This is a genomic window from Sphingopyxis macrogoltabida (assembly GCF_001307295.1).
In the GTDB taxonomy this organism is placed as follows: domain Bacteria; phylum Pseudomonadota; class Alphaproteobacteria; order Sphingomonadales; family Sphingomonadaceae; genus Sphingopyxis; species Sphingopyxis macrogoltabida_B.
Map to the genome: position 1 here is coordinate 2,451,681 of NZ_CP012700.1, position 25,109 is coordinate 2,476,789.

At 65.6% G+C, this 25,109-nt stretch carries 25 protein-coding genes, 1 tRNA gene and 1 other RNA gene; 7 read left to right on the plus strand and 20 right to left on the minus strand.

What is annotated here, in order from left to right; genetic code table 11:
* Positions 1 to 5 precede the first annotated feature (5 nt).
* Both secD and yajC read right to left on the minus strand, forming a co-directional pair.
* Entirely contained in the window at positions 6 to 1,619 is a 1,614-nt protein-coding gene (gene secD, locus AN936_RS11575) for a protein translocase subunit SecD (RefSeq protein ID WP_054588290.1), read from the minus strand.
* 50 nt (positions 1,620 to 1,669) lie between these two features.
* Positions 1,670 to 1,999 carry a preprotein translocase subunit YajC gene (gene yajC / locus AN936_RS11580; protein WP_054588291.1) on the minus strand — a complete coding sequence of 110 codons (330 nt, stop codon included), beginning with the start codon at positions 1,997 to 1,999 and terminating at the stop codon, positions 1,670 to 1,672.
* A 273-nt stretch (positions 2,000 to 2,272) separates the two neighbouring features.
* Between yajC and AN936_RS11585 the strand changes: the two genes are divergently transcribed.
* Both AN936_RS11585 and AN936_RS11590 read left to right on the plus strand, forming a co-directional pair.
* Positions 2,273 to 2,349, plus strand: a tRNA-Pro gene (locus tag AN936_RS11585).
* A gap of 78 nt (positions 2,350 to 2,427) precedes the next feature.
* Positions 2,428 to 3,171, plus strand: coding sequence for a TSUP family transporter (locus tag AN936_RS11590; protein ID WP_054590249.1), 744 nt, complete (start codon positions 2,428 to 2,430; stop codon positions 3,169 to 3,171).
* 38 nt (positions 3,172 to 3,209) lie between these two features.
* Here the strand turns inward: AN936_RS11590 and AN936_RS11595 are convergent, their stop codons facing one another.
* Positions 3,210 to 3,527, minus strand: a complete 318-nt coding sequence (locus AN936_RS11595; RefSeq protein ID WP_054588292.1) for an EF-hand domain-containing protein — start codon at positions 3,525 to 3,527, stop codon at positions 3,210 to 3,212.
* Between the two features lie 98 nt (positions 3,528 to 3,625).
* Entirely contained in the window at positions 3,626 to 4,603 is a 978-nt protein-coding gene (locus tag AN936_RS11600; protein ID WP_054588293.1) for an NADPH:quinone oxidoreductase family protein, read from the minus strand.
* Positions 4,604 to 4,676: 73 nt separating this feature from the next.
* On the opposite strand from AN936_RS11600, the gene AN936_RS11605 reads away from it, so the two are divergent.
* Positions 4,677 to 5,252 (plus strand): glycoside hydrolase family 108 protein, encoded by a 576-nt coding sequence (locus AN936_RS11605; protein ID WP_054588294.1) that lies wholly within the window; start codon positions 4,677 to 4,679, stop codon positions 5,250 to 5,252.
* Between the two features lie 58 nt (positions 5,253 to 5,310).
* Entirely contained in the window at positions 5,311 to 5,724 is a 414-nt protein-coding gene (locus AN936_RS11610) for a holin family protein (protein ID WP_054588295.1), read from the plus strand.
* Between the two features lie 114 nt (positions 5,725 to 5,838).
* On the opposite strand, the gene AN936_RS11615 is transcribed toward AN936_RS11610, so the two are convergent.
* From AN936_RS11615 to dapA, 13 genes are all read right to left on the minus strand, one after another.
* Positions 5,839 to 6,315 carry an SRPBCC family protein gene (locus AN936_RS11615; RefSeq protein ID WP_054588296.1) on the minus strand — a complete coding sequence of 159 codons (477 nt, stop codon included), beginning with the start codon at positions 6,313 to 6,315 and terminating at the stop codon, positions 5,839 to 5,841.
* Positions 6,312 to 8,966: an alanine--tRNA ligase gene (alaS, locus tag AN936_RS11620; RefSeq protein WP_054588297.1), complete on the minus strand. Its 2,655-nt coding sequence runs from the start codon at positions 8,964 to 8,966 to the stop codon at positions 6,312 to 6,314. Before alaS ends, AN936_RS11615 begins: the two co-directional genes overlap by 4 nt.
* 63 nt (positions 8,967 to 9,029) lie before the next feature.
* On the minus strand, positions 9,030 to 9,770 hold the full coding sequence (locus tag AN936_RS11625) for a hypothetical protein (RefSeq protein ID WP_054588298.1): 741 nt from the start codon (positions 9,768 to 9,770) through the stop codon (positions 9,030 to 9,032).
* Positions 9,771 to 9,861: 91 nt separating this feature from the next.
* Entirely contained in the window at positions 9,862 to 10,449 is a 588-nt protein-coding gene (locus AN936_RS11630; protein WP_054588299.1) for a hypothetical protein, read from the minus strand.
* Complete coding sequence (locus AN936_RS11635; protein WP_054588300.1) at positions 10,439 to 11,065, minus strand: glutathione S-transferase family protein; 627 nt, start codon at positions 11,063 to 11,065, stop codon at positions 10,439 to 10,441. Before AN936_RS11635 ends, AN936_RS11630 begins: the two co-directional genes overlap by 11 nt.
* A 20-nt stretch (positions 11,066 to 11,085) precedes the next feature.
* Positions 11,086 to 11,901, minus strand: a complete 816-nt coding sequence (locus tag AN936_RS11640) for an agmatinase family protein (RefSeq protein WP_054588301.1) — start codon at positions 11,899 to 11,901, stop codon at positions 11,086 to 11,088.
* 255 nt (positions 11,902 to 12,156) lie between these two features.
* Positions 12,157 to 13,236: a recombinase RecA gene (gene recA, locus AN936_RS11645; protein WP_054588302.1), complete on the minus strand. Its 1,080-nt coding sequence runs from the start codon at positions 13,234 to 13,236 to the stop codon at positions 12,157 to 12,159.
* A gap of 113 nt (positions 13,237 to 13,349) precedes the next feature.
* Positions 13,350 to 13,703: a response regulator gene (locus tag AN936_RS11650; RefSeq protein ID WP_054588303.1), complete on the minus strand. Its 354-nt coding sequence runs from the start codon at positions 13,701 to 13,703 to the stop codon at positions 13,350 to 13,352.
* The gene (locus AN936_RS11655; protein WP_054590250.1) at positions 13,693 to 16,038 is read right to left on the minus strand and encodes a response regulator; all 2,346 of its coding nucleotides are present in this window, start codon (positions 16,036 to 16,038) and stop codon (positions 13,693 to 13,695) included. The genes AN936_RS11650 and AN936_RS11655 overlap by 11 nt, the downstream gene beginning before the upstream one ends.
* Positions 16,039 to 16,164: 126 nt before the next feature.
* The gene (locus tag AN936_RS11660) at positions 16,165 to 18,204 is read right to left on the minus strand and encodes a M13 family metallopeptidase (protein WP_054588304.1); all 2,040 of its coding nucleotides are present in this window, start codon (positions 18,202 to 18,204) and stop codon (positions 16,165 to 16,167) included.
* A 126-nt stretch (positions 18,205 to 18,330) separates the two neighbouring features.
* Positions 18,331 to 18,960 carry a DUF2062 domain-containing protein gene (locus AN936_RS11665; protein ID WP_084758297.1) on the minus strand — a complete coding sequence of 210 codons (630 nt, stop codon included), beginning with the start codon at positions 18,958 to 18,960 and terminating at the stop codon, positions 18,331 to 18,333.
* A complete protein-coding gene (gene smpB, locus AN936_RS11670) occupies positions 18,957 to 19,442 on the minus strand; it encodes an SsrA-binding protein SmpB (protein WP_054588305.1) in 486 nt (161 codons plus the stop codon). Before smpB ends, AN936_RS11665 begins: the two co-directional genes overlap by 4 nt.
* A 9-nt stretch (positions 19,443 to 19,451) precedes the next feature.
* Complete coding sequence (gene dapA, locus AN936_RS11675; RefSeq protein WP_054588306.1) at positions 19,452 to 20,327, minus strand: 4-hydroxy-tetrahydrodipicolinate synthase; 876 nt, start codon at positions 20,325 to 20,327, stop codon at positions 19,452 to 19,454.
* A gap of 101 nt (positions 20,328 to 20,428) precedes the next feature.
* On the opposite strand from dapA, the gene AN936_RS11680 reads away from it, so the two are divergent.
* The 3 genes from AN936_RS11680 to AN936_RS11690 all read left to right on the plus strand — a co-directional run bounded on the left by AN936_RS11680 (position 20,429) and on the right by AN936_RS11690 (position 23,724).
* On the plus strand, positions 20,429 to 22,456 hold the full coding sequence (locus AN936_RS11680; protein WP_054588307.1) for a lytic transglycosylase domain-containing protein: 2,028 nt from the start codon (positions 20,429 to 20,431) through the stop codon (positions 22,454 to 22,456).
* Positions 22,457 to 22,462: 6 nt separating this feature from the next.
* On the plus strand, positions 22,463 to 22,951 hold the full coding sequence (greB, locus tag AN936_RS11685) for a transcription elongation factor GreB (protein WP_054588308.1): 489 nt from the start codon (positions 22,463 to 22,465) through the stop codon (positions 22,949 to 22,951).
* A 128-nt stretch (positions 22,952 to 23,079) separates the two neighbouring features.
* Positions 23,080 to 23,724, plus strand: a complete 645-nt coding sequence (locus AN936_RS11690; RefSeq protein ID WP_054588309.1) for a hypothetical protein — start codon at positions 23,080 to 23,082, stop codon at positions 23,722 to 23,724.
* 9 nt (positions 23,725 to 23,733) lie between these two features.
* Here the strand turns inward: AN936_RS11690 and AN936_RS25250 are convergent, their stop codons facing one another.
* From AN936_RS25250 to AN936_RS11695, 3 genes are all read right to left on the minus strand, one after another.
* The gene (locus AN936_RS25250) at positions 23,734 to 23,889 is read right to left on the minus strand and encodes a hypothetical protein (protein WP_173585655.1); all 156 of its coding nucleotides are present in this window, start codon (positions 23,887 to 23,889) and stop codon (positions 23,734 to 23,736) included.
* Positions 23,890 to 23,962: 73 nt separating this feature from the next.
* Positions 23,963 to 24,347: RNase P RNA component class A (gene rnpB / locus AN936_RS22260), an RNA gene on the minus strand.
* Between the two features lie 38 nt (positions 24,348 to 24,385).
* Complete coding sequence (locus AN936_RS11695) at positions 24,386 to 25,075, minus strand: N-acetylmuramoyl-L-alanine amidase (protein WP_054588310.1); 690 nt, start codon at positions 25,073 to 25,075, stop codon at positions 24,386 to 24,388.
* Positions 25,076 to 25,109 lie beyond the last annotated feature (34 nt).

Here is a 25,109-nt window from a genome sequence, read left to right on the forward strand (position 1 = left end):
CTTCCTCAAATATTGATCGACGTCGGACGCTTGGTCCGCAGCCAGTGGGCGACGAACATGCGCGTGACGGTGACGGCGGTGAAGACGCTGGTGACGATGCCGATGGTCAGCACGACCGCGAAGCCCTTGATCGGGCCCGACCCGAACCAGAACATCAGCGATGCCGCGATAACGTTGGTGACGTTGGCGTCGAAAATCGCGCGGCTGGCCTCGGAATAGCCGAGCTCGACCGCCTGGAACACCTTGCGCCCGCGCGCGAGTTCTTCGCGTATTCGTTCGTTGATCAGCACGTTCGCGTCGACCGCGGCGCCGATCGTCAGCACGAAACCTGCGATACCCGGCAATGTCAGCGTTGCGTTGAAGGCCGCCATGATCGCGATGATCAGGAAGACGTTGAAGACCAGACCGATGCACGCATAGACGCCGAAGCGGCCGTAGACGACGAGCATCAGCGTCAGCACTGAAACGGTCGCAATGATCCCTGCGATCGCGCCCTTGCGGATCGAGTCGGCGCCGAGTTCGGGGGTAACGGTGCGTTCCTCGACCACCGCCATCTTCACCGGCAGCGCGCCCGAGCGCAGCGAGATCGCCAGCGCGTTGGCACTCGCGACGCTGAAGCTGCCCGAAATCTGGGCGCTGCCGCCAAGGATCGGCTCGTTGATCGACGGGGCCGACAGCACCTTGCCGTCGAGCACCATCGCGAATCTTTTGCCGACGCTCTGCGCCGTAACCTTCGCGAAGGTGTTCGATCCGCCCGAATCGAAGCGGATCGACACGACCGGCTGGTTCGACTGCGGGTCATAGCTCTGCTTGGCGTCGATCAGCTGTTCGCCGCTGATCATCACCTGCCGGCGCAGCACCTCGAATGCGGCGCCATTGCCTTCGCCTTCGGCATAGGGGACGATTTCGCTGCCCACCGGCACGCGGCCGGCGGCGGCCTCGTTCGGGTCGGCGTTGGCGTCGACCATACGGAATTCGAGGCGCGCGGTCTTGCCGATCAATTCCTTCAGCGCCGCGGGGTCCTGCAGCCCCGGCACCTGGACGACGATGCGGTCGTTGCCCTGGCGGATGATCGTGGGCTCGCGCGTGCCGAGCGCGTTGACGCGGCGGTCGATGATGTCGCGCGCCGTATCCATCGCATGCGCGATCGCCTGTGTCTGTCCCGCGCTCGTCGGTGTCAGCACGATCCGCGTCGTATCGACGATGTTGATGCTCCAGTCGCGCTGCCCGGTCAGCCCCGCGCCCTGCGTCTCGTTGAACAGCCGGTCGCGCGCGTCGTCGAGCTGCGCCTGATCACGAACGAGGAAGCTGATCTGGTTGCTCGCGACGCGCAGTTCGCCGATCGCGATATCGTCGTCGGGACCGCGTTCGCCGCGCATTGCGGCGCGCACCGTCTTTTCCATATTCGCAAGCTGCGTCTTGCGCAGGTCGGCAATGTCGGCTTCGAGCAGCAGGTGGCTGCCGCCGGCAAGGTCGAGGCCCAGATTGACCTTCGTCTGCGCGATCGACGGCAGGCTGTTGAAGGTCTTTTCCGGCACGAAGCTGGGAATCGAAAACAGGATACCGAGCAGCAGGATGATGCTGATGCCGATGGTCTTCCAGCGCGGGAAATCTAGCATGGGGTCGATCCGATGGCCTGGGCCGGCCCGCCGCAGCGAGCCGCGCCGCGTCAGTCGTTGGCGGGCTTGCCGCCGGGCTGGAGAACGTCGGCGAGGGTCGATTTCACGACCTTGATCTTCACGCCCTGTGCGATTTCGACATCGGCGAAATCATCGTCGACGCGCGTCACCTTGCCGACGATGCCGCCGCCGGTCACGACCTGATCGCGCGGCTTGACCGCCGCGACCTTGGCGCGATGTTCCTTTGCGCGCTGCTGCTGCGGGCGGATCAGGAAGAACCAGAAAACGACAAAGATCAGCAGATAGGGCACCAGCATGAGCAAACCGGCGGCCCCGCCGCCCGATCCGGCCGCTTGGGTCAGAAGCAATTGCGTCGACATGAATGAAAGACTTTCCGTTCGATACGCCGCCGTCCCCCACGGAACGGCCACGCAAGAATATGGCGGGGCGCCTATCACGCAGGGGGCCCGCACGCAACCGTCGCTGCGCCCTCCCCCGACGGCAAGCGTCCTGCAAATGGGGACTGCGGGGCGAAGGTCAAGGCTCGATAGCAAAGTGTACCACGCCCGCGCTTCCGCTTCGACTTTGCTCAGGAGAGCCTTGCATCGCCCGCGAAGCCGCGCTAGGGGCCTCGCCTGCCCAACAGGGCCGGTCGGGACGTAGCGCAGCCTGGTAGCGCATCACACTGGGGGTGTGGGGGTCGGAGGTTCGAATCCTCTCGTCCCGACCAATTTTCCACCGCCGCCCCGTGCGGTCCTACCGCACAAGCGTGATGCGCCGCGCGGCATTTCGCGGAAAGCGGCGCACGATGCAGACAAGCGTGCTGATCGTCATCGCGGCCTTTGCAACCTCCATTCTCTCGGGCATTTTCGGCATGGCGGGCGGCCTGCTGCTGATGGGCCTGCTCGCGTGGCTGCTCCCTGCGGCCACCGCGCTGGCATTGCACGGTGTCATCCAGTTCGCGTCGAATCTCTGGCGCGCGACCCTGCATCGTCGGCATGTCGTGTGGCCGGTGCTGCTGTGGTTCGCGCTCGGTTCGGTGGGTGCGATCGCGCTCTTCTCGCTGCTGATCTTCGCCCCGACGAAATTTTACGTGTTCCTCGGCCTCGGGCTGATGCCGATTCTCGTCTGGCTGCCCGAACGCTGGCTGCGCCTCGACGCGGCGCGGCCCGCGCATGCAGTCGGCGGCGGCTTCGTCTCGACAGGGCTGGCGCTGGTGTCGGGCGTATCGGGGCCGGTCACCGACCTGCTCTTCATCCATTCGCGGCTGAACCGGCATCAGGTGGTGGCGACCAAGGCGGTGATGCAGGCGATCGGCCATGCGTCGAAGATCGTCGTTTATGGCGGCGTGCTGCTGAGCGCTGCGGCGCGGGATGCGATCGCGCTGCCCGCCATGGCGATCGCGATCGCGGCATCGATGGCCGGTATCATGGTGGGCGGCATACTGCTCGACCGGATCAGCGAGGCGCAATTCCGGTTCGTCCGCCGATGGCTGGTAACGCTGATCGGCGCGTCATTTCTTCTGCAGGCGGCGCGGATCGCCCTCGTCTGACGGGAAAACGGGGCGGCCTTATCCGCCGCCCCGCCCGCTCATTCGCTTTCCGACGGCGGCGGCGATGCGCGCGAGTCGCGGATCGCCTGGATCTCGCCCTTGTCGATCGCGCCGTCGCCATTGGTATCGATATGCTTGATGAAGCTGTCGATCTTTTCGGGTGCCGCCAGCGACGGATCGCCCTTCTCCTTCGCGCGCATCTCGGCCATCTTGGTGACTTCGGCCTTGTCGAGCTTGCCGTCACCGTTGGTGTCGATCGCCGCAAACATCCGGCCGTTATCGTCCTGCGGCTGCGCCGCGGCAGCGGCCGGAAGGGCCAAGCCGAGCGAAGCGGCGATGATCGTCAGTTTCTTCATGCAAAATCCTCTGGTCAGATCGGCAAAGCTGCCGGGATGCCCCGCCGCCGACATGCCAGTTCACGCGCCGCAAGGCCATGCGGGCGCCGCTCGGTTCGTCACGGTTTCAGCACGACCTTGCCCACCACCTCGCGCCGTTCGAGCATCGCAAAGCCCTCGCGCCAATCGGCGAGGTCAAGCGCGGCGTGCACGTGCGGGCGGATTTTCCCCGCCGCCGCGAGCGCGTCGATCGCCGCGAGATTTTCGGCGCCGCGGTCGGGAAAGCGGCGCCCATATTCGCCCGCGCGCACCCCGACGACCGAGAATCCCTTGATCAGCGGCATGTTCACCGACACCTCGGGTATGCGCCCCGACGCAAAGCCGACCACCAACAGCCTGCCGCCGAACGCGATGCAGCGCGTCGATTCGTCGAACACGTCGCCGCCGACCGGATCGAAGATCACGTCGGCGCCGCGTCCGCCGGTCAGGTCCTTGACCGTTTCGCGAAAGCCCGGCGCCGCGTCGATTACGGCTTCGGGAGCGTATAGTTCGGCCAGCGCGGCGCGTTTCCCGGCGCTGCTTGCCGCGGCGATCACCCGCGCCCCCAGCGTCCGCGCCAGATCGACCGTTGCGAGCCCGACCCCGCCCGCCGCGCCATGGACCAGCACCCACTCACCCGGCTCGACCCGCGCGCAGCGGACCAATGCAACCCAGGCGGTGAGATAGGCGGCCGGATAGGCAGCCGCTTCCTCCCAGCCCAGCGCCGCGGGCTTGCGGCGCAACGCGCCCGCCGGAACGATGCAATATTCGGCCATCGCACCAAAGCGGTTGCCGCCAACCACCGCATCGCCGGCGCGCCATCCCGTCACGCCCGGACCGATCGCATCGACCTCGCCGGAAAATTCGAGCCCCGAGACGAAGGGCAATTCGGGTTTGAGCTGATAGGCGCCGCGGGTCATCAGCAGGTCGGGGAAATTCACCGCCGCCGCGCCCACCCGCACCCGCACTTCGCCCGGGCCGGGCTCGGGCACCGGCAGATCGACCAGCCCGGCGCCGGCATGATCGGGGAGCAATTCACGCACCTGCAGCGCCCGCATCGGCAAAAATCCTTTCCTACAATATTCCAATATGGTTCGTTTTATTTTCTCAAGCGAACCACAGGAGCGAATCATGCCGAAAGCCTACCCTTCGACCTCCGACGTAGACACGCTGGTCGATGCCGTCATCGACCGCGAAGGCCGATATGTAAACCACCCCGCCGATCGCGGCGGCCCGACCTGCTGGGGGATTACCGAAGCGGTCGCACGCGCGCAGGGTTATGACGGGGCGATGCGCGACCTTCCCCGCGCGGAGGCGGTATCGATCTATCGCCGCCTCTATTGGCTGCGCCCCGGCTTCGACCGGGTCGCGCTGCGCGCGCCGAAGATCGCCGCCGAACTGTTCGATACCGGGGTCAACATGGGGACCGGCACCGCGGCCGGCTTTCTCCAGCGCGCGCTCAACGCACTCAACCGGGCCGCGCGCGACTATCCCGACATCGCGGTCGACCGCGATGTCGGCCCGCGCACCCTGGCGGCGCTCGACGGCTTCCTGAAGGCGCGCGGCAAAGGCGGCGAGACGGTGCTCCTCCGCGCGATGGAGGCGCTGCAGGGCGAACGCTACATCGCGCTCGCCGAACGGCGCCCGAGCCAGGAAGCCTTTCTCTACGGCTGGCTGGCGAACCGCATCGGCGACGCAAGCCACTGATTAATAACACCACCCGGTGGCAAGTTTGACAAGTTAAGGATGAAAGGAACGCCAGAAAATGAGCATCATCGAAGGCCTGATCGGCCCCATCGCCACGCTGATCGACAAGATCATTCCCGACCCCGACGCCCGCGACCGCGCCAAGCTCGAGTTGCTCAAGCTGGAGGGCAGTCAGGAAATGGAAGCGATCCGCACCCGGATGACCGCGATCGTTGCCGAAGCGGGCAGCGCCGACCCGTGGACCAGCCGCGCGCGGCCGAGCTTCCTCTATGTGATGTACGCGCTTTTGCTGTGGGCGATTCCGATGGGCCTGATCGCCGCCGCGCGCCCCGAAATGGCGAAAGGCATCGCCGAGGGCATGAACACCTATCTCGCGGGCATTCCGGAACCGCTCTACGCGCTCTTCGGCACCGGCTATCTGGGCTACACCGCCGCTAGGGCGTGGGGGAAGGCAAAGGGGGTCGAAGGCTGATTCCGTGGCCGAAACAAAAAGCTATGTGCACCCGCGAAGGTGGGTGCCCAGAGGGGCCAACACTACAATGGCGTTGTATCGCTCTGGGTCCCCGCCTTCGCGGAGACACAGGAATCAACCCTCAACCTCCGCCGCAAGATTCGCCAGCGACGAGTTCAGCCCCGCCTCATGATCCTTCGCCGAAATGCCCGGCGGGACATGATGCGCATCGATCGTCACCAGCGTCCCGCCGCTTTTCCGCGACAGATACCAGTGCATCGCCATCGTACCCGAAAAGCGCGGATCGTCGGATTCGAATTCGACTTCCCAGACGATCAACCGGCCGTCGTCGAGCACCGGGATATGGACTTCGACCACATCGCTGTCGTCGTCGCTCTTGGTCTCGACATCGGGGTCGTCGAAGGTCAATCGCAGCCTGAAGCCGCCGCCCTCGCTGAGGTCGCAATGCTCGAATTCGCCGGTAGCGTCCTCGGGCGGCAGCCAGCGCGCGAGCTTGTCGGCGCTGGTGAAGGCCGCGAAGACATCGACCAGCGGCGCGTTGATCAGCCTCTCGGCATGATCGGTGCGCCGCGTCTTCTTGCTCTGTTTCAAGCCAGCGCCGCTTTGACCGCGGCGACCGCGGCATCGGCCGCACCGCCATCGGGACCGCCGCCCTGCGCCATGTCGGGACGGCCGCCGCCGCCCTGCCCGCCGAGCGCCGCGACCGCCGCCTTGACCAGGTCGACGGCGCTATGCTTGCCGGTGGTGTCGTCGGTGACACCGACCGCGACCGAAGCACGCCCGTCGTTCACCGCGACAAGCATCGCGACGCCGCTGCCGACCTGCTTCTTGAGCCCGTCAACGGTGCCGCGCAATTCCTTGGGATCGAGCCCGTCGACGACCTGCGCGAGGAAGGCGGTGTCGCCGACCTTTTCGATCGCCGGACCGGCAGCCGCGCCGCCACCACCGCCGGAGCCGCCAAGCGCCAGCGCCTTCTTCGCATCGGCAAGCTCGCGCTCGGCCTTCTTGAGCTGCTCGGCCAGCGCCGCGACGCGCGCCGGAACCTCGTCGGGCGAGGTCTTGAGCGCCGCCGCTGCCGCCTTCAGCGCTTCGTCACGGCCGTTCAGCCAGGCGCGCGCCGCTTCGCCGGTCAGCGCTTCGATGCGCCGCACCCCCGACGAGACCGCGCTTTCGCTGACGATCTTGAACAGGGCGATATCGCCAAGCGCACGGACGTGCGTGCCGCCGCAAAGTTCGACCGAATAATGCTGATCGTCGGCCTTCCCCATGCTGAGCACGCGAACCTCGTCGCCATATTTCTCACCGAACAGCGCCATCGCACCCGCCGCGATCGCATCGTCGGGCGTCATCAGCCGCGTCGACACGGCTTCGTTGGCGCGGATCTGCGCGTTCACATCGGCTTCGACCAGGGCAATCTCTTCGGCGGTCAGCGCCTTGGGATGCGAGAAGTCGAAGCGGAAGCGGTCCTCGGCGACAAGGCTGCCCTTTTGCGTCACATGTCCGCCGAGCCGGTTGCGCAATGCCGCGTGCAGCAGGTGCGTCGCGCTGTGGTTGGCACGAATACGGTCGCGGCGCTCGGCATCGACGGTGAGTTGCACCGTATCGCCCACCTTCAGCGTCCCGGCCTCCAGCTTTGCCTGATGCGTGTGCAGGCGGCCGAGCGGCTTGCCCGTGTCGCTGACCGAAGCCTTGGCGCCTTCCAGCGTCGCGATCCTGCCCGCGTCGCCCATCTGGCCGCCGCTTTCGCCATAAAAAGGCGTCTGGTTGGTCAGCACGACGACCTCGTCGCCCGCCTTCGCCTCCTCGACCGGCTTGCCGTCCTTGACCAGCCCAATCACCGTCGCCTCGCCGACGGTCGATCCGTAGCCGGTAAATTCGGTGCTGCCGTTGGTCTCGGCAAGGTCGAACCAGATTTCGTCCGACGCCTTTTCGCCGCTGCCCTTCCACGCCGCGCGCGCTGCCGCCTTCTGCTGCGCCATCGCGGCATCGAAACCCGCACGGTCGACCGCGATGTCGTTGGCGCGCAGCGCGTCCTCGGTCAGGTCGTAAGGGAAGCCATAGGTGTCGTAGAGCTTGAACGCGACCTCGCCCGGCAGCGTGTCGCCCTTGCCCATTTGGGCGGTCGCCTCGTCGAGCAGGCGCAGGCCATTCTGCAACGTCTGGCGAAACTTGGTTTCCTCGCGCTCCAGCGTCTCGGCGATCAGCGGCTGCGCGCGAATGAGCTCGGGATAGGCGGCGCCCATCTCGGCGGTCAGTGACGGCAGCAGCCGGTGCATCAGCGGATCCTTCGCGCCGAGCAGATGCGCATGACGCATCGCGCGCCGCATGATCCGGCGCAGCACATAGCCGCGGCCTTCGTTCGACGGCAGCACGCCGTCGGCGACGAGGAAGCTCGATGCGCGCAGGTGGTCGGCGATGACGCGGTGGCTGGCCTGCGTGGCGCCCTCGGCCGAAACGCCGGTCAGGTCGACCGACGCCGCGATCAGCGCCTTGAAGGTATCGGTGTCGTAATTGTCGTGGACACCCTGCAGCACCGCGGCAACGCGCTCCAGCCCCATGCCGGTGTCGATGCTCGGCCGCGGCAGGTCGACGCGCTCGCCGCCCGGCAACTGCTCATATTGCATGAACACGAGGTTCCAGATCTCGACGAAGCGATCGCCGTCTTCCTCCGGCGATCCCGGCGGGCCGCCCCAGATATGGTCGCCATGGTCATAGAAGATTTCGCTACACGGACCGCACGGCCCCGTGTCGCCCATCGACCAGAAATTGTCGCTGGTCGGAATGCGGATGATGCGATCCTCGGGCAAGCCCGCGATCCGCTTCCACAGATCATATGCCTCGTCGTCGGTGTGATAGACGGTCGCGGTCAGCTTTTCCGGCTTGAGCCCCCAGGTTTTCGTAATCAGCGTCCAGGCATGCTCGATCGCCTGTTCCTTGAAATAATCGCCGAAGGAGAAATTCCCCAGCATTTCAAAGAAGGTATGATGGCGCGCCGTATAACCGACATTGTCGAGGTCATTGTGCTTGCCGCCCGCGCGCACGCATTTCTGCGCCGACACCGCCGTCTTGTACGGCCGCGTTTCGAGGCCGGTGAAGACATTCTTGAACGGCACCATGCCCGCGTTGACGAACATCAGCGTCGGGTCGTTGTACGGCACCAGCGGCGCCGACGGTTCGATATGATGTCCCGCCCCCGCGAAATAGTCGAGGAAAGAGCGGCGAATGTCGTTGGTCGATGTCATTCGCGCGATCTAGTGCGGCGCGGCGCGTTTCTCAAGCAGGATACGCGCGCCGCGGCCCTTTCGTCAGCGCTGGCAAAGCCGGTTGAGCTCTTCGTCGCTATAGCCTGCCTCGTCGATCAACGCCTGCGAGATATAACGAACGTCATATTGCGAGATCGTATAGACACCGCTGCTGACCCGATAAAGCAGCAAGCCGCCGCAGGTTCCGGCGATTCCGGGATGGCTGCTGATGACCGCGAAATAGGCGTAAGCGCCGGGATAGGCCGCATCTGGGGGGTTGTTGAGCCAGCCGTCGAGCCGGACGGTAAACTCGCCCGCACCGGTCTGGTGCATTTTCGCTTCGTCGCTGAAGCGCTTCATTTCCGCCGTTGTCGCTTCGAGCGCCGGGTCCATGAGCTTCGCAAGCGCGGCCCCGTTGCCGCTGTCCAGATAGGAGACGAAATCCGCCGCCACCCTGGTCGCCGCCCCGATTTCGGCCTCGTTCGCCTTCCAGTCGGCGGGCACCGGCTTGTAGGGATCGGTCGCGGGATCGTAGCAGGAAAAGCTCTGGCGAAAATCCTTGATCACCGTGACGCCGCGGTCGACATCGATCTGGTTGTCGAAATAATAGCGCCCGAACCGTACCTTCAGCTTGCCGCAGCGCTCGCTCGCCAACGCCGTGATACGCTTGATCGTCGGATCGTACTGGTCGGCGTCGATCATCGCCACCGTTGCCGAATAGCCTTTGCCCGGCACCGGCTCGAGCTTGATCTCGGGCTGGCCGGCCGCCGCCGCTGCGAACAACGCGAGTGCGATCATCGTCATAAGTCCCCCGCCAAATCCCGGCGCGGGCGCCGGTCCCGTGCTCTACCCCGCGAACGCCCCCGCGCCCGCAACCCAATTTATTTCCGCAATATCAGAAATCGGTCGCGATCCCTTTGCCCAGATAACAGGGCAGTTGCCGCAGAACGTCGGCCTTCGGGACGCCGTCCTCGATCAGGTCGGGCGGCACTTCGGAGGCATCGGTGCGGACAACGGTGAAATCGGACCCCGGCGCCGAACGATGGACGACGACATAGCCGCAATCCATCGTCCCGTCCTTGCGGTCGCCGCGGAAATCGAACGCCGCGTACAACCCGGCGGGCTGGCCGGCGGGATCGGGATACCAGCTCGCCCTGATGACGCGAATTTGCCCATCGGCCCACAAGGCCGGCCGCTTGCGGAGGTTCATCTCCCATTCGAGACGCGGGTTTGACGCCTGGAACGACAGGCGCAGCATCGCATAGGCGGCATCATAATCGCGCTTGGCAAGCGCCATCGTATAGGCAGCGAACCGGTCGATCGCACCTTCCTCGTCGACCGCCGTCGGCGCGAAGGTCACGCCGTCGCCTGCCACAACTTCGCGCTCCACTCCGGGCGCGAGCAGCGACGGCGCGGCGAGCGCGGCGGGCGTCCAGATCAGCGCTGCCGCAATGCACCCCATCAACCGGCGATCAATAGCCATAATAGGCGCCGCCCTTTTCGCGCGCGCGCTGCCACGCCGGCCGGGCGTGGCATGCGTTAACGAAGGCCGCGAGCTTGGGATAGCGCGGCGCCATGCCCTGCATCACCGCGATTTCGGCCGGAAAGCTCAGCATGATGTCCGCCGCCGACAGGCTATCGCCGATGAAATGGCCGTTGTCGCCGACGCGGCTTTCCATGAAGGCGAAATGCGCGTCGAGCTGCTGCGCGATGCGCGGTTCGAGCGGCGCCGCCGCTTCACCAAGGCGCGCGGTATAGATGCGCAGCAGGATCGGCGTCATCGCCGATCCCTCGGCGAAATGCAGCCATTCGAGATGGCTGACATGATCGTCACTACCGCGCTCGGGCACGAGATGCCCGCCGCCGTGCCGCTCGCAGAGATATTCGGTGATCGCCCCCGATTCCATGATCACGCGGCCGCCATCCTCGATCAGCGGCGACTTGCCGAGCGGATGGACCGCGAGCAGTTCGGGCGGTGCAAGGTTGGTCGCCTGGTCGCGGTCGTAAAATTTGATCTCATAGGGGGCGCCGATTTCTTCGAGCAACCACAATATGCGTTGCGAGCGGCTGTTGTTCAGGTGGTGGACGATCAGGGTCATGGCGCGTTCCTCATTTTATGTCAGGGCCGATAGGTGCCGTTGCGGTCGATCAGCGCCGCGAGTTCGCGGACCAGCTTGGCGCCGACGATCGCAGTGACGTCGCCGATATCGCGGCCGGGATGATGCTCGACGATGTCGGCGCCGACGATCGGTGCGGTCTGCCGGTGCAGCGCCGCCAGCATTTCGCGAACCGTCAGCCCGCCGGGCTCGGGATGGGCGACGCCGGGCGCCGCCGACGGGTCGAGGCCGTCGAGGTCGATCGAGATATAGAGCGGACCGCCGAGCACCGGCACTTGATCGGGCGTGAAGCCGGCCATCGGAATGATTTCGACCCCGAAACGCTCGGCCTGCGCCCGGCAATGGCCGCCCAGCGTGCGAATGCCGACTTGAACCAGCCGCGCGGCGTGGCCCGCCTCGCAAATGCGGGCAAAGGGCGAAGCATGGCTGCGCGGATTGCCGCCGAAATCGTCGTAGAGATCGGGGTGCGCATCGAAATGGAGGATGTTCAGCGGCCCGAAGCAATTTGCCGCCGCCTCGACGAGCGGAAAGCTCACGGCATGATCGCCGCCGAGCGCGAGCGGGATCTCGCCGTCCTCGTGTAGCATCGCGACATGGCGGCGGATCGCGGCGTCGTCGCGCGGCGTGTCTTCGATGAGCGGAAGGTCACCGTCGTCGGCGAAGGCGATATCGACGCCGATCTCGGGGCCCAGCTCGCTCGCCAGATTGCCGCGGTCGCTGCGCAGCGCGGTACGGATCGCCGCCGGGCCGGCGGCCGCACCGCGTTCGAAGCTGCTGTTGATGTCGGTGGGCAGGCCGAAGAGGCGGATCGCGGGCATGTGCCGCTTTTAGCTGCTGACCGGGGTCGCGCAAGGCCGACGATCAGGGGGGCCGGACCCCGGCGCGCCCGCGCAACTTGTCAACCACCCGGCATAAAAAAAGGGGGTTAGAGGCCATCTCTTGTGCCGGGTGCACCATCAACGGCTGGCGGGCCGACCTGCATGGGAGAGGTGAGTGCAGGCCTGAGGGGCTGGTGGCCCGCCGCCGTCGGCCGGCCGGTTCGAGCAAGGCGAGCCGACCGGATGGCAATCGCATCAATTATCGTCGTCGCCCTCATCGTCGGGACCGGCCATCATCTCTTCGGCCACTGCGTCGGTGCGGCCGCGGATGGCGGCTTCGAGCCGTTCGCGAAGTTCGGGATTTTCGGTCAGGAAGGTCTTCGCATTTTCGCGGCCCTGCCCGATACGGATCGAGTCATAGCTGAACCAGGCGCCCGATTTCTCGACGAGTCCGGCCTTGACCCCGATGTCGAGGATCTCGCCGATCTTCGAAATGCCCTGCCCGTACATGATGTCGAATTCGACCTGCTTGAACGGCGGCGCGACCTTGTTCTTGACGACCTTGACGCGCGTCGTGTTGCCGACGATCTCGTCGCCATTCTTGATCTGGCCGGTGCGGCGGATGTCGAGACGGACCGAGGCATAGAATTTCAGCGCGTTGCCGCCGGTCGTCGTTTCGGGATTACCGTACATCACGCCGATCTTCATGCGGAGCTGGTTGATGAAGATCACCATGCAGCGCGAGCGGCTGATCGAACCGGTAAGCTTGCGCAGCGATTGCGACATCAGGCGCGCCTGCAGGCCGACGTGGCTGTCGCCCATCTCGCCCTCGATTTCGGCGCGCGGCACAAGCGCCGCGACCGAGTCGACGACAAGCACGTCGATCGCATTCGAACGCACCAGCGTGTCGACGATTTCGAGCGCCTGTTCGCCGGTGTCGGGCTGCGACACGATGAGTTCGTCGATGTTGACGCCGAGTTTGCGGGCATAGACGGGATCGAGCGCATGTTCGGCGTCGACGAAAGCGACGGTGCCGCCGGTCTTTTGCGCCTCGGCGAGCGTGTGCAGCGCCAGCGTCGTCTTGCCCGAGCTTTCGGGACCATAGATTTCGATGACGCGGCCGCGCGGCAGGCCGCCGACGCCGAGCGCGATGTCGAGCCCGAGCGAACCGGTCGAGACCGCCTCGACCTGCATCGTTTCCTTCTGGCCGAGCTTCATTACCGAGCCCTTGCCGAAGGCGCGATCGATTTGCGCCAGCGCGGCGTCGAGCGCCTTCTGCCTGTCCGTTCCGTTCACTGATTTCCCCGATTCCACGAGTGACAATTGTCCGGCCATTTGCCGTCCCTTTCCAGCTCTAGAGCGACGGCCCGACCATCGCAACGTCGAAGCTGTGTACGTCATTTGTTCTTACAGAACAAGAGTGGAACAAAAGAAAAATCGCCAGCGAGCTAATCCGCGAAAAATTCGTCGAGGATGGCTTCTATCTGGCTGATCCGGAACGGCTTGGTCACCAGTGTCCGGTGCGCGTGCGCGGGCGGAATGACGTCGCCGCCGCCGGTCGTGAAGGCAAAGGGAACGCCGCGTTCGGCGAGCGCATCGGCGACTGGCCAGCCCTTTTCGTCGCCGAGGTTGATATCGACGAGCGCACCGTCGAGCGGCCCGGCGCCGATGATCGCCAGCGCCTCCTGATTGCTTGTCGCCTGCTCGGGCTGGGGAAAGCCGAGCGCGTCGAACATGTCGACGAGCATCATGCCGATCAGCACATCGTCCTCGACGAGCAAGATGCGGCGATTATCCGGCATCGGACACCCGATGCGCCGCGTCGTCGAGCGCCGCCGACACGGCTTCGGTCAACTGCGCGACGGAAAAGGGTTTGGGAAGGAAAGCCACGTCGTCAATATCGATCGACTGGCGCAATTGTTCCTCGGCGTAGCCCGACATGAAGAGCACCGGTAGCGCCGGACGCTTCGCGCGCATGGCGCGAACCATCGCCGGCCCGTCCATCGTCGGCATCACGACGTCGCTGACGATCAGATCGACCTTGTCCATCTGGCCGAAGCGTTCGAGCCCCTCTTCGCCCTGCGACGCTGTGACGACGGTGTAGCCCGCCCGGACCAGCGCGCGCTCGGCAACCGCACGCACCATATCCTCGTCCTCGACGAGCAGGATGGTGCCGGTTCCCCACTGGCTTTTCTTCGGCTTGGGCGGCGGCGCAGCCACGACCGGCGCGTCGCCTTCCGCACGGTGGACGGGGAGGTAGATGGTGAAGCTGGTTCCCTGCCCCGGCTTGCTGTCGGCGAAAATGAAACCCGCCGACTGCTTGATGATGCCATAGACGGTCGACAGGCCGAGCCCGGTTCCCTTGCCGACATCCTTGGTGGTGAAAAAGGGTTCGAAAATCTTCGGCAACACGTCGGCGGCGATGCCGGTGCCGGTATCGCTGACCTTGAGTGCGCTATAGTCGGCAGGCGGCATGATCTCGCTGCCCATCTGCCGCGCTTCGGCGGCCGAGACCGGATAGGTTTCGATCGTCAGCGTGCCGCCGCCCGGCATCGCGTCGCGTGCATTGACGGCGAGGTTGATGATCACCTGTTCGAGCTGACCGGGGTCGGCGCGCACCGCGCCGAGCCCCCGGCCATGATGGACCGACAGTTTCACCGTATCGCCGATCAGCCGCTTCAGAAGATGCGAGACTTCGGAGATGACGTCGGGAAGCTGGAGAATTTGCGGCCGCAACGTCTGCTGACGCGAAAAGGCCAGAAGCTGCCGCGTCAGGCTGGCGGCACGGTTGGCGTTGCTGCGGATTTGCTGGATATCGTCATAATCGCTGTCACCGGGCGTATGGCGCATCAGCATCAGGTCGCACGCCCCGAGCACCGCGGTCAGGATATTGTTGAAATCGTGCGCGACGCCGCCGGCGAGCTGGCCCACCGCCTGCATCTTCGACGCTTGCGCCACCTGCCGCTTGAGCCGCGATTCCTCGCTCGAATCCTTCAGGCTCAGCAGCACTGCCGCCTCGCCTAGTCCGCGCACGCCTACAACGCGCATCGACACCGGCTCGTCACTCTGCCCCGCCAGCCGGATCGACAGGTCGCCGCCGACCTGCTGCCCGCTGCTGTGACGGCGGATCATGTCGGCGAGCGGTCCTTTATCCTCGCCCACCACCAGGTCGCCGGGATAACGGAGCATCTTGCCTTCGGCGAGCCCTGCCGCGCGCAGGAAAGCCCGGTTCATGTAGAGGAAGCGTCCGTCGCGATCGACCATCGCGAGCCCGAAGGGCAGCAGCGACAGCAAGGTTTCGACATAGCCCTGCGCCGTGCCGCGATCGGTCGGCCCCATTTCCTCGTCGAGCATCGCGAGGAGCATCGGCGTGTGGCTGTCGGCGGGCGCGAGCGGAATCTGGAGCATGCGCACGGGTGTCGCACGGTCGCCCTCGCGCGCGAAATAGAGCGAGCCGCCATCGTCGAGGCGCAGCATCGGCGCGACGTCGCGGCCGGCATAATGGGTGACGTCGCCTTCGCCCAATGCGCGCAGCAGAAACGCCTGATTCGCGACCCGGAGCCGCCCCTCGGCGCTGACGAGCGCCGCCATCACCCCCGCCTGCCCCAGCGTCCGTCCCGCCGGTCCATCAAGGTGGCGGACGATTTCCGACACGAGGTCGAGCCGTTCGAGCGCCGCGAAGCGCCACACGAGATAATCCTCGGCCTGCCCGGTCCGCGTCACCTGCGCGCGCAATTGCAGCGGCCCCACCGCCAGATCGTCGACCCGGCCTTCGCCGTCACGCCACGCCGCGCGTCCGGCATTCTTGAGCAATTCGGCCCCGCGTCCGTCGACCGGCAGGCCCGGCGGCGTAATGAAGCCGCCGAACCAGGTCGCGAACAGGTCGTTGGCGCAGACCAGCCGGCCGGCGCGGTCGGTGACCGCGATCGCGACATCGTCGTGATTGACCGCGGCGCGCAGCATCGTCCAGTCGGGAAGCGGGGCCTCGCCCGCCGCGGCGACCGGAAACAATCGGCGCGCCAGCACTACCCCGCCGACCGCGATCGCCAGCCCGGCGAGGAAACCTGCCGCGAGCGGCGCATTGCCGGTGACCCAGAACAGCAGCGCGACCGACAGCAGCGCCAGCGCGCCGAGCATCGCATAATCGATGCGCGACAGGGTCGGCGGGACCAGCAACGGGCCGCCCGGGCCCGCCTCCCTGCTGAAATCTTCCTCAGCGGCAGGCAGGCTTTGCGCGGTCAATGACAATCTTTCCTGTTGGCGTTACCAGATGCGGACGCGATCTTTCGGCGCCAGATAAAGCTTCTGGCCTTCCTTGACGTTATAGGCCTTATACCACGGGTCAAGGTTGCGCGAGACCCAAGACCGCTGAATCGACGGCGAATGCGGATCGGTGGTGATCCGCTGCGACAGATTCTGGTCGCGATAGTTGCGCCGCCAGACCTGCGCCCAGCCCAGGAAGAAGCGCTGGTCGCCGCTCAGCCCGTCGATCACCGGCGCTTCCTTGCCGCCAAGCGACTTCTTGTACGCATCATAGGCGATCGTCAGCCCGGCGAGGTCGCCGATATTCTCGCCAAGCGTGAAGGTTCCGTCGAGATGTTCGCCGGGCAGCACCTCATAGGCGTCATATTGCGCGACGAGCGCCTTGCCCGCCGCCTCGAACGCCGCGACGTCGGCGGGGGTCCACCAGTCGGCGAGCTTGCCGGTCTCGTCATACTTCGCGCCCTGATCGTCGAAATGGTGGCTGATCTCGTGGCCGATGACGGCGCCGATGCCGCCATAGTTGATCGCGGCGTCGGCGTTGGGATCGAAGAAGGGCGGCTGCAGGATCGCGGCGGGAAAGACGATCTCGTTCATGCCGAAATTGGCATAGGCGTTCACTTCCATCGGGGTCATCCCCCACTCCCAGCGACGGATCGGACCGCCAAGGCGGCTGATATTGTCGTCGTGCGCGAACTGGTTCGAGCGAAGCGCGTTGCCGAACAGGTCGTCGGCCTTGATTTCCAGCGCGCTGTAATTCTTCCACTGGTCGGGGTAGCCGATCTTGGTCGTGAAGTTGGCGAGTTTCTTCTTCGCCTTGACCTTGGTTTCGGGCTGCATCCAACTCAGGTTGCCGATGCGGGTGTCGAGCGCCGCGAGGACATTCTTGACCAGCACGTCCATCGCTGCCTTGGTTTCGGGCGGGAAATATTTGGCGACATAATCCTGACCGACGGCCTCGCCCATATTGCCCGTGGTGAAATCGACCGCGCGCTTCCAGCGCTCCTGCATCTGCGGCGTGCCCGACAGCGCGGTGCCATAAAAGGCAAAGGCTTCCTGTGCGACCGCGTCGGGCAGCACGTCGGAGAAGCCGTCGAGGCTGCGGACGATCAATATGTCGCGGATGACGCCGATCGGCGCATCGGCGAGCAGCTTGGCTTCGCCGGTGAAGGCGCTCGGCTGCGCGACCAGCAGTGTGTCTTCCTTGACCCCGACGCCGCGGATGAAGGTCGCCCAGTCGAAGCCCGGCGCCGCCTTTGCCAGCTCGGCGACCGTCATCTTGTTATAGACCTTGACCGCGTCGCTGCTGTCGTTCTTGTCCCAGTGGACGGTCGCGACCTGCTTTTCGAAATCATAGATCGCCTTGGCGCGCGCCGCGGCATCCTTCTCGCCCGCCAGCGTCAGAACATTCTGGAGATGCGCGAGATAAGCAGCCTGCAGCTTCGTGTTGCGTTCGCCGTCCTTCAGGTAGAAATCGCGATCGGGCATGCCGATGCCGCCCTGCCCCATCGAATAGATATAGACTTCGGGATTCTTGTCGTCCTGCCCGACATAACCGCCGAAGAAATGCGGAATGCCGTTGCGGTCGGCTTCGGCGAGCAGCGCGGCGAGGCCGGCCTTATCGACACCGCGGACCTTCGCCAGCCACGGCTCGATCGGTGCAAGCCCCTTGGCCTCCACCGCGGCAGAATCGAGGTACGACGCATAGGCGCGGCCGATCATGCTGTTCGGGTCGCCCTTCGCTGCCTCGAGGATTTCCTGCGTGCGCTTCTGCGACAGGTCGCCAAGCGCGGTGAACATGCCATAGTTCGACTTGTCGGCCGGAATCTGGGTGTTCTTCGCCCAGGTACCGTTGGCATAGGCGTAGAAATCGTCGCCGGGCTGGACGCTCTTGTCCATGCCGCTGGTGTCGAACCCGAAATCGCCGATTTCGGGCTTGCCGGCATCCGTGCCGACAGACGCGGCGGGCGCGCTTTCCTGTGCCGCGGCGCTGGTCGCCGGGACGATGCCGGTCAGGATTGCGCCAAGCGCAGCGGTCGCCATCAGGCGCGAAGAGACATTGAGACGAGACATTTTATTCCCCGGATTTCGAGACATTTCGAAAGGCCGCCCCGCCCATGCAGGCCGGTCTTGAGCGATAGACCAGCTATACGCCGCGTCTTCGAGGGTTCAACCGGCGGCCGTGTCGCTCGTCGATGCCTCAAGTCGTTTGTCGCGAGCGCGGCGAATCTTTTGCCGCCAGCGTAGGCGAATCCAGCTATCCCAAATCACCGAGGCGAGGACATAGCCGACGACCGCCGAAACAACCGAGATGACGAACAGCCCGGCAAGGCCGCCGAGCAGCGCCGTTCCCGCGTTGGCGGTGAACCAGTGCCACCATTCGACCAGCGAAGCGCCTTCGTCATAGAGGATATAGAGGTTCGACACGTTGGTGTGCATGCCGAACAGCGCGCTGCCCAGCCACACCGACGCCGCGAGAATCAGCGGCGTGGTGACCGGATTCGACAGGAAGGTCATCGCCGCCCCGACTGGAATATTGGCGCGAAACGGTAGCGCAAGCAGCGCGACGCCCAATATCTGCACGCCGGGGATCAGGAAAAAAATGCCGACAAACAGTCCAAGCGCGGTGCCGCGGCGGACCGAGGTCCGCGTGAAACGCCACAGATGGCTGTGCGCGACGCGGTGGGCAAACGGCTTGATGAAACGGCTTTCCAGCAATTCCTCGCGGCTGGGGGAATTGCGCCGAATCCAGTTCATCACCGCGGCTTTGTCGCGCGGCTTCTTTCCTGCCCCGCTCATCCGCGCTCTTTCATCAGCCGTTGCTTGTCGCGCTTCCAGTCGCGTTCCTTGATCGATTCCCGCTTGTCGTGCGCCTTCTTGCCCTTGGCGAGCGCCAGTTCGACCTTCGCCCGGCCGCGGCTGTTGAAATAGACGCTGAGCGGCACCAGCGTCATGCCCTGCCGCATCACGCCCGCGTGCAGCTTGTTGATCTCGCGCCCGTTGAGCAGCAGTTTGCGCGGCCGCTTCGGCTCATGGTTGAAGCGGTTGCCGTGGCTGAATTCGGGGATGTTGGCGTTGATCAACCAAACCTCGCCGCCGGTCACCTCGGCATAGCTTTCGGCGATCGTCCCTTCGCCGAAGCGCAGCGACTTCACCTCGGTGCCCTGCAGCGCGATCCCCGCTTCGAACACCTGTTCGATCGCATAGTCGAAGCGCGCGCGCCGGTTCTCGGCGACGACCTTCTTCTTGTCGAATTCGGCGGCGGACTGCGGACGGGCCATGACGAAAGCTCAGATCACTCCTGCCGACGACAGCGCGGCATCGACGGCGGCACGCGATGCGTCCGACGCCGGAATGATAGGTAGGCGCACTTCGGGCGAAAACCAGTCATGGATACGCGACAGCGCATATTTGGCCGGTCCCGGCGACGCGTCGGAGAACATCGCCTTGTGGAGATCGAACAGCCGGTCATGCAACGCCAGCGCCTTCGCCCAGTCGGCGGCGGCACACGCCGCAGCAAACTCCGCGCAGAGCCGCGGTGCGACATTGGCGGTGACCGAAATGCAGCCGACGCCGCCCATGACGGCGTGCGGCAGCCATAGATCGTCGTTGCCCGAAAGCTGACAGAAGTCCGTCCCCGCGCCCGCACGATGAACCGTCACGCGGGCGAGGTCGCCGCTCGCATCCTTGATCGCAACGACCGAGGGGATTTCGGCGAGCTTGCACATCGTCTCGGCGCTGATGTCGGCGACGGTGCGGCCGGGGACGTTATAAACGACGATCGGCAGGTCCGACGCATCGGCAAGCGCCCTGAAATGCGCGAGCATGCCCTCCTGCGTCGGGCGGTTGTAATAGGGCGCGACGACCAGCGCCGCGGTGGCTCCGGCGGCCTGCGCGTGGCGCATGTGGCGCATCGCGGTCGCGGTGTCGTTCGACCCGCAGCCGGCGATCACCGGGACGCGGCCCGCCGCCGCCTCGACGCAGGCGTCGATGACCTGATAATGCTCGTCGAAGCCGAGCGTCGGGCTCTCGCCGGTCGTGCCGCACGGGACCAGCGCGCTCGTTCCCTCGTCGATCTGCCACTCGACCAGCCGTTTGAAGGCCGGCGCGTCGAACGCTCCATCGCGAAATGGCGTCACCAAGGCGGGAATCGAACCCGAGAACATGCTCCGCTCCTTTACAAAAACAGGCCCGCGACCGATAGGAATCTCAGGCGCGCCGCCTAATGGACGTCTATTCAGCGCCCCGCAAGGAGTTTGGCATTAGTATGGCCGCTATGATCTCGCTGCCCAGGATTTCCCGCCTCGCGCTCGCCGCGGCCCTGCTCGTCCCCACTGCTGCCACCGCCAGCGAACTCACCCCCGAACAAATGGCCTGGTACCGCGCCCAGATGGGGCTCGCGTCGGCCTCGGGTCCGCCGCCCGCGACCAGTTCGGTCGGCGACGCGGTGATGGAATGGCGGCGGCTGACCGCGAACACGGGCGCCTCCTTCGACCAGTTGTCGCGCTTCCTGATGGCGAACAAGGGCTGGCCCGACGCCGACAAGATGCGCAATCGCGCCGAAAAGGCGATCGCGCTCGACAGTTTCGACCCGTCGCGCACCCTCGCCTATTTCGCCGCCTATCCGCCGCAGACTGCGAGCGGCCACCTGCGCATGGCGCTCGCGCTCAACGCGACCGGACGCCGCGACGAGGCCAATGCCGCCGTCCGCCGCGCATGGACGAGCGGCGCGCTCGACGATTATGAAGCGAGCCGGGCGCTGAGCTTCTTTCCCGGCGCGCTGACGCCCGCCGATCACGATGCGCGAATGGACCGGCTGCTGTGGCTCGGCGCCACCGCGGCGGCGGGCCGCCAGCTTGCCTATACGTCGCCCGAGAAGCGCAACATCTTTGCCGCCCGCCTCGCGATGCGCAGCGGCGCGGTCGACGCCGCGATGCAGGCGATGGCGGTCGAGAGCGCGAACCCGTCGCTCACCCGCACCGACGCCGGCTATATCACCGACAAGGCGACGTGGCTGCGCAAGGGCGGCCGGGTCGGCGAAGCCCGTGCTTTGCTCGCCGCACCGCGGTCGCTCGCCGCCGCGCCGACCGATGCCGAGGAATGGCTCGAAACGTTGCTCACCAATGCACGGCAAGCCGATGCCGCGGGCGACAAGCAGACGGCCTATAATATCGCGCGGCAGCTCGACGATGCGCTGCCGCCCGGCACGGTGATCCGCGAGACGCCGCTCGGCATCCGCGACGATTATACGTCGCTCGCCTGGCTGGCGGGCCAGCTCGCCTACAAGAACCTCCGCCGACCTGCCGAGGCGGTACGCCTGTTCCGCAATTATGGCGAAGCGGCGCGCTCGGCGCAGACGCGGACGAAGGGCTTCTATTGGGCAGGCCGTGCGGCGCTGGCCGCGGGCGATCCCGCGACCGCCAATGCGGCCTTTGCCGATGCCGCCCAGCATTATGACCAGTTCTACGGACAATTGTCGCTCGAGCGGCTGAACCGGCCGCAACCGAAGCCGACGCCGGTTCCCTCGATCCAGGTGAGCGAAGACGAAAAGCGGGCGTTCGGCGACGACCGCCTCGTCCGCGCCGCCCGCGCGCTGGGCGAGATCGGCGCCTGGCGCGAACAGTCGCTGTTCCTGCGTGCGCTAGCGCAGAAGGCGACCTCGCCCGCCGACCATGTCCTCGCCGGCCAACTGGCGTCGCAGATCGGCCGCCCCGACCTCGGCGTGATGATCGGCCGCAGCGCGCAAGCGAACAGCCTCGACGCCGTCGAAGTATCGGGCTTTCCGACCGTCCGTGTCCCGGCCGGCCACGAAAGCAACTGGACCTTCATCCACGCGATCACCCGGCAGGAAAGCCAGTTCGACCGGCAGGCGATCAGTCACGCCGGGGCACGCGGGATGATGCAGTTGATGCCGGGCACGGCACGCGAGGTCGCGGGCAAGCTGGGGCTCAGCTATGACGCCGGATCGCTCACGACCGACACCAATTACAACATGATGCTGGGCTCGACCTATTTCCAGCAGATGCTGAGCTATTTCGGCGGCAGCTATCCGCTGGCGGTCGCGGCGTACAACGCCGGCCCCGGCAATGTGAACAAATGGCTGCGCGCCAACGGCGACCCGCGCGGCGGCGGCGTCGAAATGGTCGACTGGATCGAGGCGATTCCGATCTTCGAGACGCGCAACTATGTCCAGCGCGTGCTCGAAAACGCCGTCGTCTACGACACGCTGCGCGACGGGCGGACGCTGCCGCAGGCACCGCTCAGCTTCTATCTCGGCAAACGCACGCCGGGATAAGCGCCGGTGGCGGGGGAGAAGACCAACATCATTTCTCCGGCGGGCTTCGCCGCGCTGCGCGCCGAATATGATGCGCTGTTCGCGACCGAACGCCCGAAGCTGGTCGAAACGATCAGTTGGGCAGCCGGCAACGGCGACCGCAGCGAGAATGGCGACTATATCTACGGCCGCAAAAGGCTGCGCGAGATCGACCGGCGCCTGTCCTTTCTCGCCCGGCGTATGAAAGCGGCGCGCGTCGTGGATCCGGCGGCACAGCCCGACAAGAGCCGTATCTGGTTCGGCGCGACCGTCGAGCTCGCCGACGACGATGACGTACGGCGCATCGTCACGCTGGTCGGCGACGACGAGGCCGACGCGGGCGACGGCCGCATCGGCTGGAACAGCCCCCTCGCCCGCGCCCTGCGCGGCGCGGCGGTCGCTGACCTCAGAACCGTGCAACTCCCGGCCGGACCGAAGGAATGGGAAGTGATCCGCGTCGATTATCCCCAAAATTGACACCATAGGCGCTATCCCTCCCCCACCCAAAAACCGGCATCGACCGACCGCCAATCTGACTATCACCGATGGCAACTGGACGATCGGTTAATCGCTGATAAGCTGGCGGCGGAGGGGAGAATGCGGGGATGAGAAAAGCGATCTTTCTGGCGACGCTGCTTCTGCAGGGCGCCGCCCATGCTGCACCGGCACGCCCGCCGATCACCGACCAGTTCCTCTTCGACCAGCTCGAGCTTGGCGAGGAGATCGAGGGCCGCGTCGATGGCGATCTCAACAGCGACGGCGATCCCGACACGGCGTTTATCGTCGCGAGCCCCGACGAGCGGCATGTCTATGTCGTGCTCAGCTATCGCAGCGAGGTCGATTTCGGGCATCAGCCCGGCGGCGATTTCAAGCTGGCGCCCGACGCGCTGGGCCCCGCCGAGCTGTCGATCAGCAAGGGGGTGCTCACGATCAAGAATCTGACCGGCGGCACCACCGCGCTTTCGGCGACCTACCGCTATCGCGCCGACAAGGTCGAGCCGAAGCTGCGGCTGATCGGGCTCGACGCCACCGTCTACAGCCGTACCTATGCCCATGACGGCAATGAGATGAGCTGGAACCTCCTCACCGGCGACGTCGAGACCAAGACGCTGAAGCTGACCGGCGAGGGCGAGGACCCGACCTATGAGGATGCGTTCGTGACCCGCTTCAAACGTCCCTCGAAACCTGTCTATATGGCGGATACGCCCGATCCCGAGGAACAGCTCGTCGCCTTTACCAAGGCGAAATAGCAGCAGTACCTAGGGCTGCAGCAGTGCGGGGATTATCCATACCGCCGATAGCACGACAATCGCCGCGATCAGCGAAATGGCGAGCACATAGCGGACATTATGTCCCTTGACCCCGCTGCTCGCCTCGGTCTCGGTGACTTCGACATGATCCTCGACGACTTTCATGGTTCGTCTCCCTTCTGGTCCGGTTAATACGCGGACCTGCGGCGCGGGGTTCCGCGCCTTGCTTCGGGAGAGAAATGCCAGAGGGTCTGTAAGCCGGGTTCTGTCCACCCCCTTTGACGGGGGATAGGCGATCATTCCTCTAGGCGGACGGTTACCCGAACGCTCAAGCAGTCAACCCGGACGGCGGGGCCGGAACCGACCCTGGATAAATCCGTGCCATCCCTATTCGACCTTGCTCCCGGTGGGGTTTGCCATGCCGCGTCCGTTACCGTCCGCGCGGTGCGCTCTTACCGCACCCTTTCACCTTTCGCCGGGCCGAAGCCGTTGGCGGTCTTCTCTCTGTGGCACTTTCCCTAACCCCCTTGCGGAGGCCGCCGGACGTTATCCGGCACCGTGGTTTCCGTGGAGCCCGGACTTTCCTCCCCCGCTTGCGCGGCGGCGATCGCCCGACCCTCTGGCGCGGACGATTATAGGCCCTTTGGCCGGGTTTGACGAGTCAATTGCCTTCGGGCTGTGGCAACAGCAGCGCGAGCAGGATGGCGCGGCATTCGCCGTCGATCGTCCCGTCGATCAGTTCGGGGCGGAACCGGCGCTGGAAGGCGACCGTCGCGGCGAAACCGTCGGTCACGTCATAACCGAAACGTTCGAGCGCCAACAGGAAACCGGCGTCGGTCCACAAGGGGTCGGTCAGCTTCTTGGTCGGGCGCGGCAGAGCGAGGCGGCGGCGCGCCAGTTCCTCCCAAGGGAACAGCTCGCCGGGGTCCTGCTTGCGCGTCGGCGCAATGTCCGAATGGCCGACGACGTTGCCGCGCGTGATCGCGTGGCGGTCCTTGATCAGGTGGACGAGGCGCACGACCGAGGCGACTTGCGGATCGGGAAAGGGCGTGTAGCCCCATTCGTGCCCTGGATTGACGATCTCGATCCCCACGCTCGCCGAATTAATGTCGCTGACCCCGCGCCAGTGCGATTTTCCGGCGTGCCAGGCGCGCTTCTCCTCGGGCACCATATGGGTGATCTGCCCGTCCTCGCTGACGACATAGTGCGCGGACACCTTGGCCTCGGCATCGGCAAGCCGATCAATGGCTTCGGCGCCGGTCTTCATACCGGTATAATGCAGCACGATCATCGAGACAGGCAGGGCGCGGTCGTCGAAATTGGGAGACCAGCGTTCGATGAAATCGCTCATGCGTGTCGTTGCCCGTCCTCAATCAGCCCCCGCC